Here is a 14,493-nt window from a genome sequence, read left to right on the forward strand (position 1 = left end):
GCGTCATGCCCCCGCGACGGTGAAGTCCACCGTGTGCCAGCCGGTGGCGCCGTCCGGGACCGGAGGGACGCGATCCGCGGTCTGGGTGGCCCCGGTGTTGTCGGTGGCGCGCACCGTGATGGTGTGCCTCCCAGGGCTTTTCGCCTCCCAGGGAAACGTCCACAGCCGCCATGTCTCGTTGGAGTAGCTCGCGCCCTGCTCGGCGGGCTGCCACCCGCCGCCGTCGATGCGGACCTCCACGGACCGCACGCCGCGATTCTGCGCCCATGCGACGCCGCCAAACACGACCGGGCCCATCGGCACCCGCTGGCCACCTCTCGGCACGTCGATCCTCGACTGGGTCTTGACGGGTGCACGTGGCGCCCAGCCCTGCCGCGTCCAGTACGCCTCCGCCCTGTCGAAGCGGGTCAGCTCCAGGTCGACGACCCACTTGGTGGCCGACACGTACCCGTAGAGTCCCTGCACGACCAGCCGCGCCGGATAGCCGTGCTCGATCGGCAGGGGCTGGCCATTGAGGGTGACCGCCAGCAACGCGTCACGGCCGTCGGTGAGCGCATCCACCGGTGTGCCTGCGGTGAATCCGTCGATCGATGTCGAGAGCACCATGTCGGCGTCCGGATGCACCCCGGCCGCCGCCAGCAGGTCGGCAACCCGGTAACCCGTCCAGACGCCCGTCGAGATGAGTTTGCCCCCAACGGGATTCGATACGCAGGTCAGCGTCGCCACCTTTTCGACCACGTCGAAGCCGGCGAGGTCGGCGAAGCCGTACGTAACTTCGCGGTTCACCATGCCGTGGATGCGCAGCCGCCAGTCGCCGTGGCTGAGTTGGGGAACCGCGAGCGCGGTGTCCACCCGGTAGAAGTCGGCGCTGGGAGTGATGAAGCTGGGCAGCTCAACACCTTTCGGCTGCACGTCGGCGGGTATGGGTGGCGCCGCCGCGTGCGGACGGGGAAGCGCGAAGCTGTTGCGGTCCGCGGCCACCGAATGCACCAACCGCGTGATCACCGCACCGGCCACGCCGCTCACCACCCCGAACCCCAGCACCGAAAGCACGAGCAGCCTGCGCCTGCCGGCGTCCGGCTCGCCGGCATCGGAATCTTCGGGGCCGGAACCGAACCGGCGGGTGAGCAAGCGAAGGGCCGCCACGCCGCAGACCGCGCCGGCGACGGTGGGGATCGTGTCGAGCGCGCTCGCGCCCGGCCGCGACAGCACCGCGGCGCATCCGAGCGCGCCCGCCGCCGCGATCACGGCGCTGCCGAACGGCCGGCGCGGGGTCTCCAGCGTTCCGGCGATCGCGGCGATCGCCGCGATCACCACGAGCACGGCGACGGCCAGGAAGAGCTTGTCCAGGGTGCCCAGGGTTTGAATCGCCCACTCTTTGACCGGCCCCGGTGTCAGGTCGACGACGGCCGAGCCGATCGCGGCCCGGGCGTCGGCCCGCGCCCCGAACGGGATGCCCACCAGCTGGGCCACCCCCAGCGCGACGGACGCCGCCGCGACCCCGGCGATCATCCGCCCGTTCGATGTCGGCGGCGTGGTTGTCATGCCCATATCCTCGCGTAGCGGCCCGGATCCCGGCCCGCGTCAGCGAACCAGGGTGATGGCGCCCTCGGGGCAATTCTGCTCGGCGGTGACGGCCTGCGCCTCGAGGTCACCGGAGACGTCGGGGACGAGCACGACCGAGTGGCCCACCTCGTCGGCGTCGAACACATCCGGGGCCAGCGTGTAGCAGCGCCCGTGGCCGGTGCACCGGTCGGCGTCGATGAGAATGCGGGTCATCAGCGGTGCTCCTCCTGCACTCAGCCCACCAGCATGGCCAGGGCGCTGTCGTAGTTGGGCTCGTCGTCGAGTTCTGGCACCAATTCGGTGTACGCGACGTTGCCGTCGGCGTCGATCACCACGACGGCGCGGGCAAGAAGCCCCGCCATCGGGCCGTCGGTGATCGTGACGCCGTAGTCCTCGCCGAAGCTGTCCCGGAAGGCCGAGGCCGTCCTGACGTTGTCGATGCCCTCGGCGCTGCAGAATCGTTGAAACGCGAACGGCAGGTCCTTTGACACGCACACCACGGACACGCCGGTTCCCGCGGCGCGCTCGTTGAAGGTCCGCACGGTCGTCGCGCAAACCGCGATATCGACGGACGGAAAAATGTTCAGCACCAAGGGCTTGCCGAGAAACTGCTCGGCACTGATCACCCACAAGTCGGAGCCGATCAAGTTGAAGGCCGGGGCTTTGGATCCGATGGCAGGCAGCTCGCCGACGGTGTTTATCGGGTTTCCATTCAAGGTTATCTGTGCCATGCGCATAGTGTGCCAGGCCCGCCCGAGTCAGGTCCCGATGTCGCCGAATTAACCGGCACCGGGGGCCGAAAAAGGAAGCAGGCAAAATTCGAGTCCAGGGCGGCCTAATTGGGCGATAATCGCCGCATGCGCGATGCAATCAAACGCCGCTGGCGACGAGCGACTCAGCTCACGTATCTCAGCCCGTTCGAACGCACACTCAACCGATCGCTCTGGGCGCTGGCATGCATCGCCCTGGCCTATTGCCTTGCCCAGCACGTTCTCCTGGCCAACACTCCGGAAATCTTCCCGGGTGGTGAGCGACTCGGCGCCGTCGGTTTCCACCTCGCCAACGGCTACGTGGAGGCATTCATCTTCTACCTGCTGGTAGTCCGGCTGCCGCTGCGGCGCGATCGCCAAAACATCTACAAGAACCTGGAGCCGCTGATCGCTCGCGTCGTTGGCGAGGCGACCAATCTCATGGGCACCTTGCACCAAGCGGCCGGCTTCGACAGTCATCGAGAGAATTCGTTGGCGAACGTTCAGGAGACGTGCAGCAAGATCGGACCGCAAACGCCCACCAACATGCTGATTGCGTCGGCCAGCCCCGCGGCGCACACCCCGGTGTTGGATGCGATTCACTTTCACATGGACCGCGCCCGCCAAGTGAATCGGGAGATTCTCGATCTGTCGTCGTTCGTCGCCTCGGAAGTGATCTGCCTGGTGAACGACATCGAAAGCCAGGGCTATTTCCGGGCGTTCGAGTTCGTCTACCCATTGTTCAAGGCCGACCAGCTCGGCAAGTCCGACCTGTCGATTCTCAGCCGACACATTTTCGACTATTTGTTGATTGTCGACCGGCTCGACGCTTACCGCCGCGACTTCCTGCCGGAGCCGGAGCCGCGACCCGAGTACCTCATTTCGGGCTCGATGCGCGATAGCGACGAAGTTCCGCTGCGACACTTCTCGGCTTCCGGGCGGGGAAACGGAATGCCCACGATGCCGGGTCAGGAGCGCCGAGCCTCGCGGGCCGTCAAGGTCTGAGCCGCACGACCTAAGGCACCGGGAAGATCAGCGGCAGCGACTCCACCGAACGCAGCGCGGCGGTGTAGCTCAGCTGGGTGCCCGGTTTGATCTCGTAATCCGGTATGCGCCGGTGAAATTCGCGCAACGCCACCCGCAGTTCCATGCGGGCCAGATGCGAGCCGAGGCATCGGTGGGGACCGCCGCCGAACGCGCGGTGCCGGTTCGGGTTGCGGGTGAAGTCCACCAGCTCCGGATCGGGGAACTCGGCCGGGTCGGTGTTGGCCGCGCCCAGCAACGGGCTGACGCGTTCGCCCTTGCTGATGGGGCAGCCGCCCACCTCGACGTCCTGGATGGCCACCCGCGCCACGCCGGGAACCGGTGTCTCCCAACGCAACAACTCCTCGATGGCGCTGGGCAGCACGTCGGGTTGCTCGACGAGCTGGTGACGGTGCTCGGGATGGCGCGCCAGGTACACGAAGAAACAGTCGAGCGAGTCGGTCACCGTGTCCAGGCCGGCGATCAGGAACAGGAAGCAGATGTCGAGCAACTCCTCCCGCGACAGCGGTTGCCCGGCGATGTCGGCGGCGATCATGGCCGACAGCACGTCGTCGCGGGGGCTGGCGATGTGGTCGTCTATCGCGCGGTCGAAGTAGTCGTAGATCTGTTGCGCCACCCCGGCGGAGCTCTCGTGGCGGCGGTCGAAGCCCGAATCGCCCTCCGGGCGGATGACGCCGTCCTTCCATTCCAGGAACTTGTCGAGATCTTCCAGCGGCAACCCGAGCAGCTGCAGGAAGACGGTGCACGGCAGCGGCACCGCGAACTCGGCGTGGAAGTCGCATTCGCCCCGGTCGGCGAAGCGGTCGATCATCTCGTTCACCAACTCGGTGACGCGCGGCTCGCGCCGCGCCATCTCCCGCGGCGTGAACAGCGGGTCGAGGATGCGGCGGTATTTGGCGTGCTCCGGCGGGTCGATCTGTAGCGGGATCAGCGGCCGCACGTTGCCGAGATCGACGGCGTCCATGTTCGACGAGAACAGCTCGGTGTGCTTGAGCGCCATCTCGATGTCGGCCAGGCGGCTCAGCACGACCGCCTGCGGCGACCGGAACACCGGGCTCGATTCGCGCAACGCCTTGTACATCGGCTGTGGCTCCGCGAGACCCGTGACCGTTTGGTCGACGAACCCTTCGGTTTCTGTCATCTGGTCAGACTGGCACCAACGTGCGCGTTGGGCAATGGCCTAGCCTCAGGCCGCGTCGTGGAAGATCAGGCCCATCGCGTAGCGCTCGCCCGAGCGCACGACCGACACCCCGTGACGCACCGGCGCCGCGGACCAACCGCGGCGCGAGGCCACCGGCCGCTCCCGCGTGGTGAACACGAAGCCGTGCCCCTGGGGCAATTGCGTTGCCATGCCGCGGGATTGCGCGCGCAGCCGCTGTTCGACGAGCAGGAATTCGCCGCCGGTGTAGTCGGTTTCGGGCTCGCTCAGGTTGATCACCACCTGTAGCGGAAACACCAAGTCGCCGTACAGGTCTCGATGCAGGGCGTTCCAGTCGCCCGGGCCGTACCTGAGCATGAGTGCGGTGGACCTGCGCTGGCCGGCCGCGTGGCAGGTCGCCAGCCAATCGTCGAGGCTATCCGGCCAGGGTGGGTCGCGGCGCAGCTTGCCCCACCAGTCGCGGGCAATCGGCAACAGCCGGGGATACAGCGCCTGCTTGAGTTCCTCGATCGGGTCGGGGTAGGGGGCGTGGAAGTAGCGATACTGCCCCGCGCCGTACCGCTTGGGCGCCATGTCGACGGTCGAGCGGAACAGGCTGTCGTCGCTATATAGGCCGCGCAGCCGGGCCGCCTCACTGTTGGTGATCAGCCGCGGCAGCAGAGCCCCGCCGTATTCGTCGAGCGCGCCGGTGACGGTGTCCCAGTCGGCGGAGTCGACGCGCTTTTGCCATCGGTCCATCAGGTTCACGATAGGGCCGCGCCGAGCCGCCGGCCGATAGTTGCTGGCCCCGGCCTCGCGCAAGTAGTAGCGTGAATCCTCGCGGACGAGTTGGCCGGGCGGCCGCGGACCGCCGCAAGGCGGTTCGAGGAAAGTCCGGACTTCACAGAGCAGGGTGATTGCTAACGGCAATCCGAGGTGACTCGCGGGACAGTGCCACAGAAAACAGACCGCCACCCTCGCGGTGGTAAGGGTGAAACGGTGCGGTAAGAGCGCACCAGCACCCCGGGTGACCGGGGTGGCTAGGCAAACCCCACCCGAAGCAAGGCCAAGAAGGCCGCACCGAAAGGTGTGGCCGCGCAGGCGCTCGAGGGTTGCTCGCCCGAGCCTGCGGGTAGGCCGCTTGAGGCACCCGGCGACGGTGTGTCCAGATGGATGGTCGCCACCCCGCCGCCGTTGCTCATGCCGCGGCAGCGGGGAACAGAATCCGGCTTACAGGCCGACTCGTCCGCCCCGCTCAGCGCCGGGCCTTGCGCACCGCCTTGGCGAGTTTGCGCAACGCGTCGTCGAGCTGCTGAGCGCACCGCTCGGCCAGGTCGGCCTCCTGTTGGTACAGCAGGCCGTAGGTGAAGGTGTCCTCGCCGTCGGCGTGCGCGGCCTCGGACTCGTGGCGCAGGTGCTCGCGGCTGACCACGCTGTCCTGGTGGTCACCGAGCAGCGACTGGACGGCCTTCGACTGCTCGGCGACCCTGTCGGCGCCGGTGGCCGCCGCGGTGTAGCGAAGCCGCTTGGCCCGCTTGCGGATTCGGTGGAGCGCCTCGTCGCGGTGGTGTTGGTCGTCCGGCTGCTCCGGGTCCACCTCGGCGACCGCCCTGGCGGCCTTGGCCGCCTTGCGGACCTTCTTGTAGGCGGCGTCGATGGTGACCGGCGCGTGTTCCTCGCCCGAGGCGGCGCCGGGGGGTTGCGCGGCGATCGCCTCGAGGGCGTCGAGCAGCCGGAAGTAGCGCTGCGTTCGCATCGCCATCAGCGACCGGCGCAGCCCGGTCTGATACCGGCGCTGCGCGCCCCCGACCAGCCGCTCGCGCACCGGTCCGCGCACCAAATCCGGTGCCAGCCCGTCCAATTCACGCTCGTAACGCTCCGCAAGCACCTCGGCGTCGCGGGCGATGCCGAGGATGCCGGCCAGTTCGCGGAGTTCGTCGAGGACCCAGGTGTCGGGCAGTCCGAACGTTTCCTCGTAGTCGCGTAGCAGGCTGCGCAGCTTGCGAGTGGTGACCCGCATCTGGTGAATGGAATCGAACGCGTCGGCTCGCACGGCGCGATCCCACACCAACAGTTCGCGGATCTGCTCGGCCACCGCGCGCTGCAGCGGGTGCTCGGCGGTCTGATCGCCGTTGGGCCGTGGCGGGGTGCCGAGCACCCGCGCGAGCTTGGAGGCGTGACCGGCGGGTGCGGCGCCGGCGTCGAGCAGCCGGTTACCCAGGCGGTTCAACAGGTCGGTGTCGGGGGCGCCGTTGGACGCCCCGCTTGACTCGATGAGCTCCAATTCCCATTCGCGCCACTCCTGCTGGGTGGGCTCCAGGTCGGCGTCATCGGAGGTCTGGGCCGACCACGCGGTGACGTGGTCGTTGCAGAACTCCGCCAGCGGGGTGCCGTCCGCGGCGTACAACACCTGGCTTTCGCGTCGTGTGGTGATGCGCGCGACCGGCTCCAGCGGGCGGTCGCGGACGATCGCCAGCACGACGTCCACCAGTTCTTCCGGCACGGTGTCGGGGTTGTCCGGGCCGGAGGCGTCCAGCGGTGCCCGCACTTCGGTGCGGACCTCGGGTCCGGCGGGCAGCTTCAGGTGCCACCCCGCGTCGGCACCACCGGTGCGGCGGCGCAGGGTGATCTTGTTGCGGGCCAGGTCCTGTGCCGGGGTGTCGAAGTACGTCGCGTCCAACGTCTGAGTCGGCGACTTGTCGACATGCGCCACCGCTGCGATGCCTTCGAACGAAGGCGACACGGTGGACTCGCCGACGTCGAACTTGCGCTCCACCTCTAAATGGCGCGAGGTTTGCGGCGCTTTAGCAGGCATTTTCGGCTCCGTTGCGGGCGCGTCGCCGCGGCCTTGAACGTCGGGAACGGTGGTGATGGGCTCCCATAGCCTGCCACATCCCGGTTACCGCACTCCGACCTGGAGGGCATTCGCCAGCCGTTGATCGATTTCGGAGAATCGGTGCCAGTAGCTCAGCCGGGGGGCGGCGCGTCGTGCAGATGCATTGCCAGCCCGCTCAGCTCGCGAATCGTCTGAGTCTCGGGCTCGCGGAACGGCCGCCCGTCGGGGGCGAGCAGGTCGTGGAACCACTCGTCGGGCAAGGCGGGATATGGGTGCTCCCATGAGTCCCACGGGAAGAAGGTCTGGGTTTTCCCGGCGACCAGCCCCCAGTTGAACGCACCGACGTTGTAGCGCTTCGCGATGGGCAGCACGCCCTGGACGGTGCTGCCCAACGGACGGGCCATGTATTCGGTGCACAGGATGGGGCGCCCGAGGGGTGCGAGCTCGGCGATGCGCCCCTCGAACTCCGGCGGCGCGGCGTAGGAGTGGAACGTGATCACGTCGGAGTTGTCCAGCTGGATGCCGCTGATCGCGCTGCGACGACCGGGGTCGGCCCACTCGCCGTCCCAGACCGCGCTCGTCAACGGCTGGGACGGATCGACCGTGCGGGCCCAGCCGAACACCTGGGGAAGCAGGTCGACGACCAGGTCGAGCTTGTCGCCCCGCTCGACGGAGCGGTAGTACTTCGACGGATTGTCCGGCTCGTTCCACAGGTCCCAGCCCAAAACGCGGTCGTCGGTGCGGAATTGGGTCAGCACCCCGGTGACGTAGGCCCGCAGCGTGTTCAGGTAGCCGCGGTCGTCGAGGCGCTGCGCGCCCGGGCTCTGGACCCAACCGGAGTTGTGCACGCCCGGGGTGGGGGCGCGCTGCGGGCCGGCCTCGGGACTGGGATCCCAGCAGGAGTCGAACAACACGAACAGCGGCTTGATGTCGTGGCGCGCCGCGATGTCGACGAACTGGGCGAGGCGGACCTGAAACCCCCGTTGGTCCTGCGCCCACAACAGGTCGTGCAGGAAGACCCGCACCGCGTTGAGCCCGTTGGCGCGCGCCCAGCCCAGTTCGGTGTCGATGCGTCGCGGGTCGAAAGTGTCGGGCTGAAACATCTCCAGCTGGTTGATCGCGTTCGACGTGATGTAGTTCGCCCCGACCGGCCAGCCCTGAGCCTGATACCACCGGTTGGCGCGCTCGGGTGACCAGCGGCTTGCCTGCGGCGAGGTGCCAGGCGCGGGCTGCGCGGCCGCGCGAGGTGCTCGGGCCAGTGCCGTGCCTCCTGCCAGCAATAGCGGTAACTTCAGCACGCTTCGGCGGTGCACGAAGTCACCACAAATCCCCCGGTCGATGTGTTCACCTTCGCTCTTGAGAAGCTATCCAAGAGCAATCGTACGCGCCTGCCACACAACGGGTTTGGCGGTTTGGGGGATTACGTCAGAAGCAGTGCTCGTCGGCGGGGAAGGTGCCCTCGGCCACCTCTTGCGCGTATTGGGTGGCGGCCCGGCGCAGTTGGTCGCCGACGTCGGCGAACCGCTTGACGAAGCGCGCGGCCTTGCCGCTGCTGACGCCGGCCATGTCCTGCCAGACCAGGACCTGGCCGTCGCAGTTGGGGCCGGCGCCGATGCCGATGGTCGGGATGGTCAGCTTGCCGGTGATCTGCGTGGCCAGTTCGGCCGGCACCATCTCCATGACGACGGAGAACGCCCCGGCCTCGGCGACCGCGATCGCGTCGTGCACGGTCTGTTCCGCGGCGTCACCGCGCCCCTGCACCCGGAACCCGCCGAGGCTGTTGACGCTCTGCGGCGTGAAGCCGATGTGCGCCATCACCGGGATGCCGGCCGCGGTCAGGCAGGCGATCTGCTCCGCGACCCGCTCGCCGCCCTCGAGCTTGACGGCGTGTGCCCCGCCCTCCTTCATGAACCGGGTGGCCGACGCCAGGGCCGCGGCGGGTCCGGCCTCGTAGCTGCCGAACGGCAGGTCCGCGACGACCAGGGCGTGCCGGGCGCCCCGCACCACGCCGCGCACCAACGGGATCATCTCGTCGATCGAGACGGGCACCGTGGTGTCGTAGCCGTAGACGACGTTGGCGGCCGAGTCGCCGACCAGCAGGACCGGAATGCCCGCCTCGTCGAAGATGCGGGCGGTGGAGAAGTCGTAGGCCGTGAGCATGGCCCACTTGTGGCCTTCGGCCTTCATCTTCTGCAGGTGATGGGTGCGGATTTTGGGGAGCGGCTGCTCCGACGTGCCTGCACCATAAACGTTCTGCTCAGACATCATTGTCCCTAGTGGTGGTCGGGTCGATCCTCGTGGCCTCGCTGGGTCCCCGGGTTCGTCTGACGGTGCCATTCTGCCATCTCTGCTGTGCGGTTGCACCGTCGCTGTGATGTGTGCCATACATGCGGGCCCGACCGCCGTCGCCCGCCGGCGGGCCGGTGGTGCCGCTCATGAGAATCTCAGCTTGGCTCTGGCAGCATATGTGGGCATGGGTCTGTCTTCCCGCGACAAGGTTGCGCGCACGCTGCTGGTTGGGACGGCGTTTGCTGCCGTGGCGCTGCTGCTCGCGGGCTGCGTTCGCGTCGTCGGCGGGCGCGCCCTACTGGCCGAACCCAAGCTGGGGCAGGCCGTCGAATGGACACCGTGCAAGTCGTCGAACCCGAAGGCCAAGATTCCCCCCGGGGCGCTGTGCGGCAAGCTGGCGGTGCCGGTGGACTACGACCACCGCGACGGCGACGTCGCGACGCTGGCGATGATCCGGTTCCCGGCCACCGGCGACAAGATCGGCTCGCTGGTGATCAACCCGGGCGGTCCCGGGGAGTCGGGCATCGAGGCCGCGCTGGGGGTGGTGCAGTCGCTGCCCAAGCGGGTCCGCGAGCGGTTCGATCTGGTGGGCTTCGATCCACGCGGCGTGGGGTCGTCGCGGCCTGCGGTCTGGTGCAACTCCGACGCCGACAACGACCGGCTGCGCACCGAGCCCAACGTCGACTACACCCCGGCGGGCGTGGCGCACATCGAGGACGAGACCAAGCAGTTCGTCGGCCGCTGCGTCGACAAGATGGGCAAGAACTTTCTGGCCAACGTCGGCACGGTCAACGTCGCCAAGGATCTGGACTCGATCCGTGCGGCGCTGGGCGACGACAAGCTGACCTACCTCGGCTACTCCTACGGCACCCGGATCGGCTCCGCCTACGCGGAGGCCTACCCGGACAAGGTGCGGGCGATGATCCTCGACGGCGCCGTCGACCCCAACGCCGATCCGATCGAGGCAGACCTGCGCCAGGCCAAGGGTTTCCAGGACGCGTTCAACGACTTCGCCACCGACTGCGCGAAGAAACCGACCTGCCCGCTGGGCACCGACCCGGCCAAGGCCGTCGACGTCTACCACAGCCTGGTCGACCCGCTGGTCGATCCCAACAACCCGATGCTCGGCAGGCCGGCCCCCACGAACGACCCACGGGGACTGAGCTATAGCGACGCCATCGTCGGCACGATCATGGCGCTGTACTCGCCGACGTTGTGGCATCACCTGAGCGACGGGCTGGGCGAGCTGGCCGACCACCGGGGCGACACCCTGCTGGCGCTGGCCGACATGTACATGCGCCGCGACGCGCACGGCCACTACACCAACGCCACCGACGCGCGGGTCGCCATCAACTGCGTCGACCAGCCGCCGATCACCGACCGCGCCAAGGTGATTGACGAAGACCGGCGCTCGCGGGAGATCGCGCCGTTCATGAGCTACGGCCAGTTCACCGGCGACGCGCCGCTGGGCACCTGCGCCTTCTGGCCGGTGCCGCCGACGAGCAAGCCGCACCCCATCTCCGCGCCCGGCCTGGCGCCGACCGTGGTGGTCTCGACCACCCACGACCCGGCGACCCCGTACAAGGCCGGGGTGGATCTGGCCAACCAGCTGCGCAGCTCGTTGCTCACCTACGACGGGACCCAGCACACGGTCGTGTTCCAGGGCGACGGCTGCATCGACAACTACGTCACGGCATACCTGGTCGGCGGCGCCACACCGCCAAGCGGCGCAAAGTGCTAGTGCGGGTACACCTCTGACGCCGAGCGCAACGCAACGCGCCGGTGCTCCGCAGACGAGACCAAGGCGTAATCGTTTCGCGCCGCTTCGGGTACCCGCGGCTGACACGATGACAGCCATGTCGCGCCTGGGGTCCTTGAGCTCGGCGCTGCTGTCATTCGCGTTGGTGGTGGGGCAATCGGCGGTGGCCGGCGCCACCCCCGAACCCGACGCCGGGCAGACCCCGGCGCCGAAGGCGTCGGTGGCCACGCCGCAGCCATGGGGAAGCTGCGGTCAATTCGTCACGGACACAAGCGATGTCCCCACCGCGCAGTGCACCACGGTGTCCGTTCCGGTCGACTACGACAATCCCGGCGCAGGGCAGGCCAAGCTGGCGGTGATCCGCGTGCCGGCGACCGGCCAGCGAATCGGCTCGCTGTTGGTCAATCCGGGCGGCCCGGGCGGGTCCGCGGTCGACATGGTGGCCGGGATGGCGTCGGATCTGGAGAACACGCCCATCCGGCGCAACTTCGACCTCGTCGGCTTCGACCCGCGAGGGGTGGGGCATTCCACCCCGGCGCTGCGCTGCCGCACCGACGCCGAGTTCGACGCCTACCGTCGCGAGCCGATGGTCGACTACAGCCCGGCCGGCGTGGCGCACATCGAACAGCTTTATGAGCAGCTGGCCCAGCAGTGCGTGACCCGGATGGGCACCGGGTTCCTGGCCAACGTCGGCACCGCGTCGGTGGCCCGCGACATGGACATGGTCCGCCAGGCGCTGGGCGACGATCAGATCAACTACCTCGGCTACAGCTACGGCACCGAGCTGGGGACCGCCTACCTGGAGAAGTTCGGCGCCCACGTCCGGACGATGGTGCTCGACGGCGCGATCGACCCGACCGTCGGCCCGGTCGACGAGAACGTGCAGCAGATGGCGGGATTCCAAACCGCTTTCAACGACTACGCCACCGACTGCGCCCGCTCACCGGGCTGCCCGCTGGGCACCGACCCGGCCCAGTTCGTCAACCGCTATCACGCCCTCGTCGACCCGTTGGTCGCCAAGCCGGGCCACACGTCGGACTCCCGCGGCCTGAGTTACGCCGACGCGACCACCGGCACCATCAACGCGCTGTACACCCCGGCGCACTGGAAGTACCTGACCAGCGGCCTGCTCGGGCTGCAGCGCGGCACCGACGCGGGTGACCTGTTGCTGCTCGCCGACGACTATGAGGGCCGCGACCGCGGCGGGCACTACACCAACGATCAGGATGCGTTCAACGCGATCCGGTGCGTCGACGCGCCCACGCCGAAGGATTCGGCGAGCTGGGTGTCGGCGGATCGGCGCATCCGCCAGGCGGCCCCGTTCCTCAGCTACGGGCAGTTCACCGGGGACGCCCCCCGCGACCTGTGCGCGCTGTGGCCGGTGCCGGCGACGTCGACGCCGCACGCGGCCTCGCCGGCGGCGCCGGGCAAGGTCGTCGTCGTCTCCACCACGCACGATCCGGCCACCCCATATCAGGCCGGCGTCAACCTGGCCCGCCAACTGGGCGGCCCGCTGATCACCTACGACGGGACCCAACACACCGCGGTGTTCAACGGCGACCAGTGTGTGGACGGCGCTGTGACGCGTTATCTCGTCGCGGGGACGTTGCCGCCGCCGTCCTACCGGTGCCAGTCCTGACGGTACTGAGCAGCCTGTTTGCAATGTTCGCAATTGTTCCGAGCGCGCATCGGTAACACAGAATTAACAGCCGTTGCCTACTGTTTCGGTTATGGATCGCCAGAAGGAATTCGTCCTCCGCACCCTGGAGGAACGGGATATCCGTTTCGTTCGGCTGTGGTTCACCGACGTGCTCGGCACGCTCAAATCGGTGGCCATCGCCCCGGCCGAACTCGAGGGCGCCTTCGAGGAAGGCATCGGCTTCGACGGATCATCGATCGAGGGCTTCGCCCGCGTCTCGGAATCCGACACCGTGGCCAACCCCGACCCGTCGACCTTCCAGGTGTTGCCGTGGGCGTCCGCCGGCCACCACCACTCGGCGCGGATGTTCTGCGACATCACCATGCCGGACGGCTCGCCGTCATGGGCGGACCCGCGCCACGTGTTGCGGCGCCAGCTGCAGAAGGCCAACGACCTCGGCTTCTCCTGCTACGTGCACCCCGAGATTGAGTTCTTCCTGCTCAAGCCCGGCCCCGACGACGGGTCGAGGCCGATTCCCGTCGATACCGCCGGCTATTTCGATCAGGCAGTGCACGACTCGGCCTCCAACTTCCGTCGGCACGCGATCGAGGCGCTGGAGTTCATGGGCATCTCGGTGGAATTCAGCCACCACGAGGGCGCGCCCGGCCAGCAGGAGATCGATTTGCGGTTCGCCGACGCGCTGTCGATGGCCGACAACGTGATGACCTTCCGCTACGTCATCAAGGAAGTCGCGATCGAGAACGGGGCGCGGGCGTCGTTCATGCCCAAACCCTTCGCCGAGCATCCGGGCTCGGCCATGCACACCCACATGAGCCTGTTCGAGGGCGACGTCAACGCGTTCCACAGCCCGGACGACCCGCTGCAGCTCTCCGACGTGGGCAAGTCGTTCATCGCCGGGATACTCGAGCACGCCTCCGAGATCAGCGCGGTCACCAATCAATGGGTCAACTCCTACAAGCGGCTAGTGCATGGCGGCGAGGCGCCCACGGCGGCGTCGTGGGGCGCGGCGAACCGCTCGGCGCTGGTGCGGGTGCCGATGTACACCCCGCACAAAACGTCGTCGCGGCGGATCGAGGTGCGCAGCCCCGACTCGGCCTGCAACCCCTACCTGGCGTACGCCGTGCTGCTTGCCGCCGGACTGCGCGGGGTGGAGAAGGGCTACGTGCTGGGACCCCAGGCCGAGGACAACGTGTGGGACCTGACCGTCGAGGAGCGGATCGCGATGGGCTACCGCGAGCTGCCGACGAGCCTGGATGCCGCGCTGCGCGCCATGGAGTCCTCCGAGCTCGTCGCGGAAACCTTGGGGGAGCACGTCTTTGACTTCTTCCTGCGCAACAAGCGCACCGAGTGGGCCAACTACCGCAGCCACGTCACCCCCTACGAGCTGAGCACCTACCTGTCGCTGTAGGGCCCGGCGCCCGCCTTTCCCCTGCGCGCCAGGCGGGTTGCGAT

General features: G+C 68.3%; 12 protein-coding genes and 1 other RNA gene. 5 read left to right on the forward strand and 8 right to left on the reverse strand.

All coding sequences use genetic code 11. The features are described from left to right. Nucleotides 1-3 precede the first annotated feature (3 nt). The 3 genes from A5680_RS13190 to tpx form a co-directional block, all read right to left on the reverse strand. The gene (locus tag A5680_RS13190; RefSeq protein ID WP_156675100.1) at nt 4-1,512 is read right to left on the reverse strand and encodes a molybdopterin-dependent oxidoreductase; all 1,509 of its coding nucleotides are present in this window, start codon (nt 1,510-1,512) and stop codon (nt 4-6) included. Nucleotides 1,513-1,584: 72 nt separating this feature from the next. Next, nucleotides 1,585-1,779, reverse strand: a complete 195-nt coding sequence (locus tag A5680_RS13195) for a ferredoxin (RefSeq protein ID WP_067819966.1) — start codon at nt 1,777-1,779, stop codon at nt 1,585-1,587. A gap of 20 nt (nt 1,780-1,799) precedes the next feature. Continuing rightward, entirely contained in the window at nt 1,800-2,297 is a 498-nt protein-coding gene (tpx, locus tag A5680_RS13200) for a thiol peroxidase (RefSeq protein WP_067820047.1), read from the reverse strand. A 126-nt stretch (nt 2,298-2,423) separates the two neighbouring features. Between tpx and A5680_RS13205 the strand changes: the two genes are divergently transcribed. Then, nucleotides 2,424-3,320 (forward strand): hypothetical protein, encoded by an 897-nt coding sequence (locus tag A5680_RS13205; protein WP_067819969.1) that lies wholly within the window; start codon nt 2,424-2,426, stop codon nt 3,318-3,320. A gap of 10 nt (nt 3,321-3,330) precedes the next feature. On the opposite strand, the gene A5680_RS13210 is transcribed toward A5680_RS13205, so the two are convergent. Together A5680_RS13210 and A5680_RS13215 are read right to left on the reverse strand one after the other, a co-directional pair. Then, nucleotides 3,331-4,500, reverse strand: a complete 1,170-nt coding sequence (locus A5680_RS13210; protein WP_067819973.1) for a cytochrome P450 — start codon at nt 4,498-4,500, stop codon at nt 3,331-3,333. A 45-nt stretch (nt 4,501-4,545) separates the two neighbouring features. After that, entirely contained in the window at nt 4,546-5,256 is a 711-nt protein-coding gene (locus A5680_RS13215; protein ID WP_067820051.1) for a 2OG-Fe(II) oxygenase, read from the reverse strand. An 86-nt stretch (nt 5,257-5,342) separates the two neighbouring features. Between A5680_RS13215 and rnpB the strand changes: the two genes are divergently transcribed. After that, an RNA gene (gene rnpB / locus A5680_RS13220) (RNase P RNA component class A) lies at nt 5,343-5,746 on the forward strand. Between the two features lie 6 nt (nt 5,747-5,752). On the opposite strand, the gene A5680_RS13225 is transcribed toward rnpB, so the two are convergent. The 3 genes from A5680_RS13225 to panB all read right to left on the reverse strand — a co-directional run bounded on the left by A5680_RS13225 (nt 5,753) and on the right by panB (nt 9,598). Further along, nucleotides 5,753-7,312: a CYTH and CHAD domain-containing protein gene (locus A5680_RS13225; protein ID WP_067819976.1), complete on the reverse strand. Its 1,560-nt coding sequence runs from the start codon at nt 7,310-7,312 to the stop codon at nt 5,753-5,755. Between the two features lie 152 nt (nt 7,313-7,464). Next, nucleotides 7,465-8,646 carry a 1,4-beta-xylanase gene (locus tag A5680_RS13230; protein ID WP_067819979.1) on the reverse strand — a complete coding sequence of 394 codons (1,182 nt, stop codon included), beginning with the start codon at nt 8,644-8,646 and terminating at the stop codon, nt 7,465-7,467. Nucleotides 8,647-8,758: 112 nt separating this feature from the next. Next, nucleotides 8,759-9,598, reverse strand: coding sequence for a 3-methyl-2-oxobutanoate hydroxymethyltransferase (gene panB, locus A5680_RS13235; protein WP_055404019.1), 840 nt, complete (start codon nt 9,596-9,598; stop codon nt 8,759-8,761). A 202-nt stretch (nt 9,599-9,800) separates the two neighbouring features. On the opposite strand from panB, the gene A5680_RS13240 reads away from it, so the two are divergent. The 3 genes from A5680_RS13240 to A5680_RS13250 all read left to right on the forward strand — a co-directional run bounded on the left by A5680_RS13240 (nt 9,801) and on the right by A5680_RS13250 (nt 14,449). After that, a complete protein-coding gene (locus A5680_RS13240; protein ID WP_156349609.1) occupies nt 9,801-11,363 on the forward strand; it encodes an alpha/beta hydrolase in 1,563 nt (520 codons plus the stop codon). 106 nt (nt 11,364-11,469) lie between these two features. Then, nucleotides 11,470-13,020: an alpha/beta hydrolase gene (locus tag A5680_RS13245; RefSeq protein ID WP_156675095.1), complete on the forward strand. Its 1,551-nt coding sequence runs from the start codon at nt 11,470-11,472 to the stop codon at nt 13,018-13,020. A gap of 91 nt (nt 13,021-13,111) precedes the next feature. Further along, on the forward strand, nt 13,112-14,449 hold the full coding sequence (locus tag A5680_RS13250) for a glutamine synthetase family protein (RefSeq protein WP_055404002.1): 1,338 nt from the start codon (nt 13,112-13,114) through the stop codon (nt 14,447-14,449). Nucleotides 14,450-14,493 lie beyond the last annotated feature (44 nt).

The organism is Mycobacterium sp. E2989, from assembly GCF_001667595.1.
Lineage (GTDB): Bacteria > Actinomycetota > Actinomycetes > Mycobacteriales > Mycobacteriaceae > Mycobacterium.

Coding starts and splice junctions, on each gene's coding strand:
- A5680_RS13190 (WP_156675100.1), bottom strand. CDS start 1,512: ATGATCGCCGGGGTCGCGGCGGCGTCCGTCGCGCTGGGGGTGGCCCAG.
- A5680_RS13225 (WP_067819976.1), bottom strand. CDS start 7,312: ATGCCTGCTAAAGCGCCGCAAACCTCGCGCCATTTAGAGGTGGAGCGC.
- A5680_RS13245 (WP_156675095.1), top strand. CDS start 11,470: ATGACAGCCATGTCGCGCCTGGGGTCCTTGAGCTCGGCGCTGCTGTCA.
- A5680_RS13250 (WP_055404002.1), top strand. CDS start 13,112: ATGGATCGCCAGAAGGAATTCGTCCTCCGCACCCTGGAGGAACGGGAT.
- A5680_RS13215 (WP_067820051.1), bottom strand. CDS start 5,256: ATGGACCGATGGCAAAAGCGCGTCGACTCCGCCGACTGGGACACCGTC.
- A5680_RS13205 (WP_067819969.1), top strand. CDS start 2,424: ATGCGCGATGCAATCAAACGCCGCTGGCGACGAGCGACTCAGCTCACG.
- panB (WP_055404019.1), bottom strand. CDS start 9,598: ATGTCTGAGCAGAACGTTTATGGTGCAGGCACGTCGGAGCAGCCGCTC.
- A5680_RS13210 (WP_067819973.1), bottom strand. CDS start 4,500: ATGACAGAAACCGAAGGGTTCGTCGACCAAACGGTCACGGGTCTCGCG.
- A5680_RS13195 (WP_067819966.1), bottom strand. CDS start 1,779: ATGACCCGCATTCTCATCGACGCCGACCGGTGCACCGGCCACGGGCGC.
- tpx (WP_067820047.1), bottom strand. CDS start 2,297: ATGGCACAGATAACCTTGAATGGAAACCCGATAAACACCGTCGGCGAG.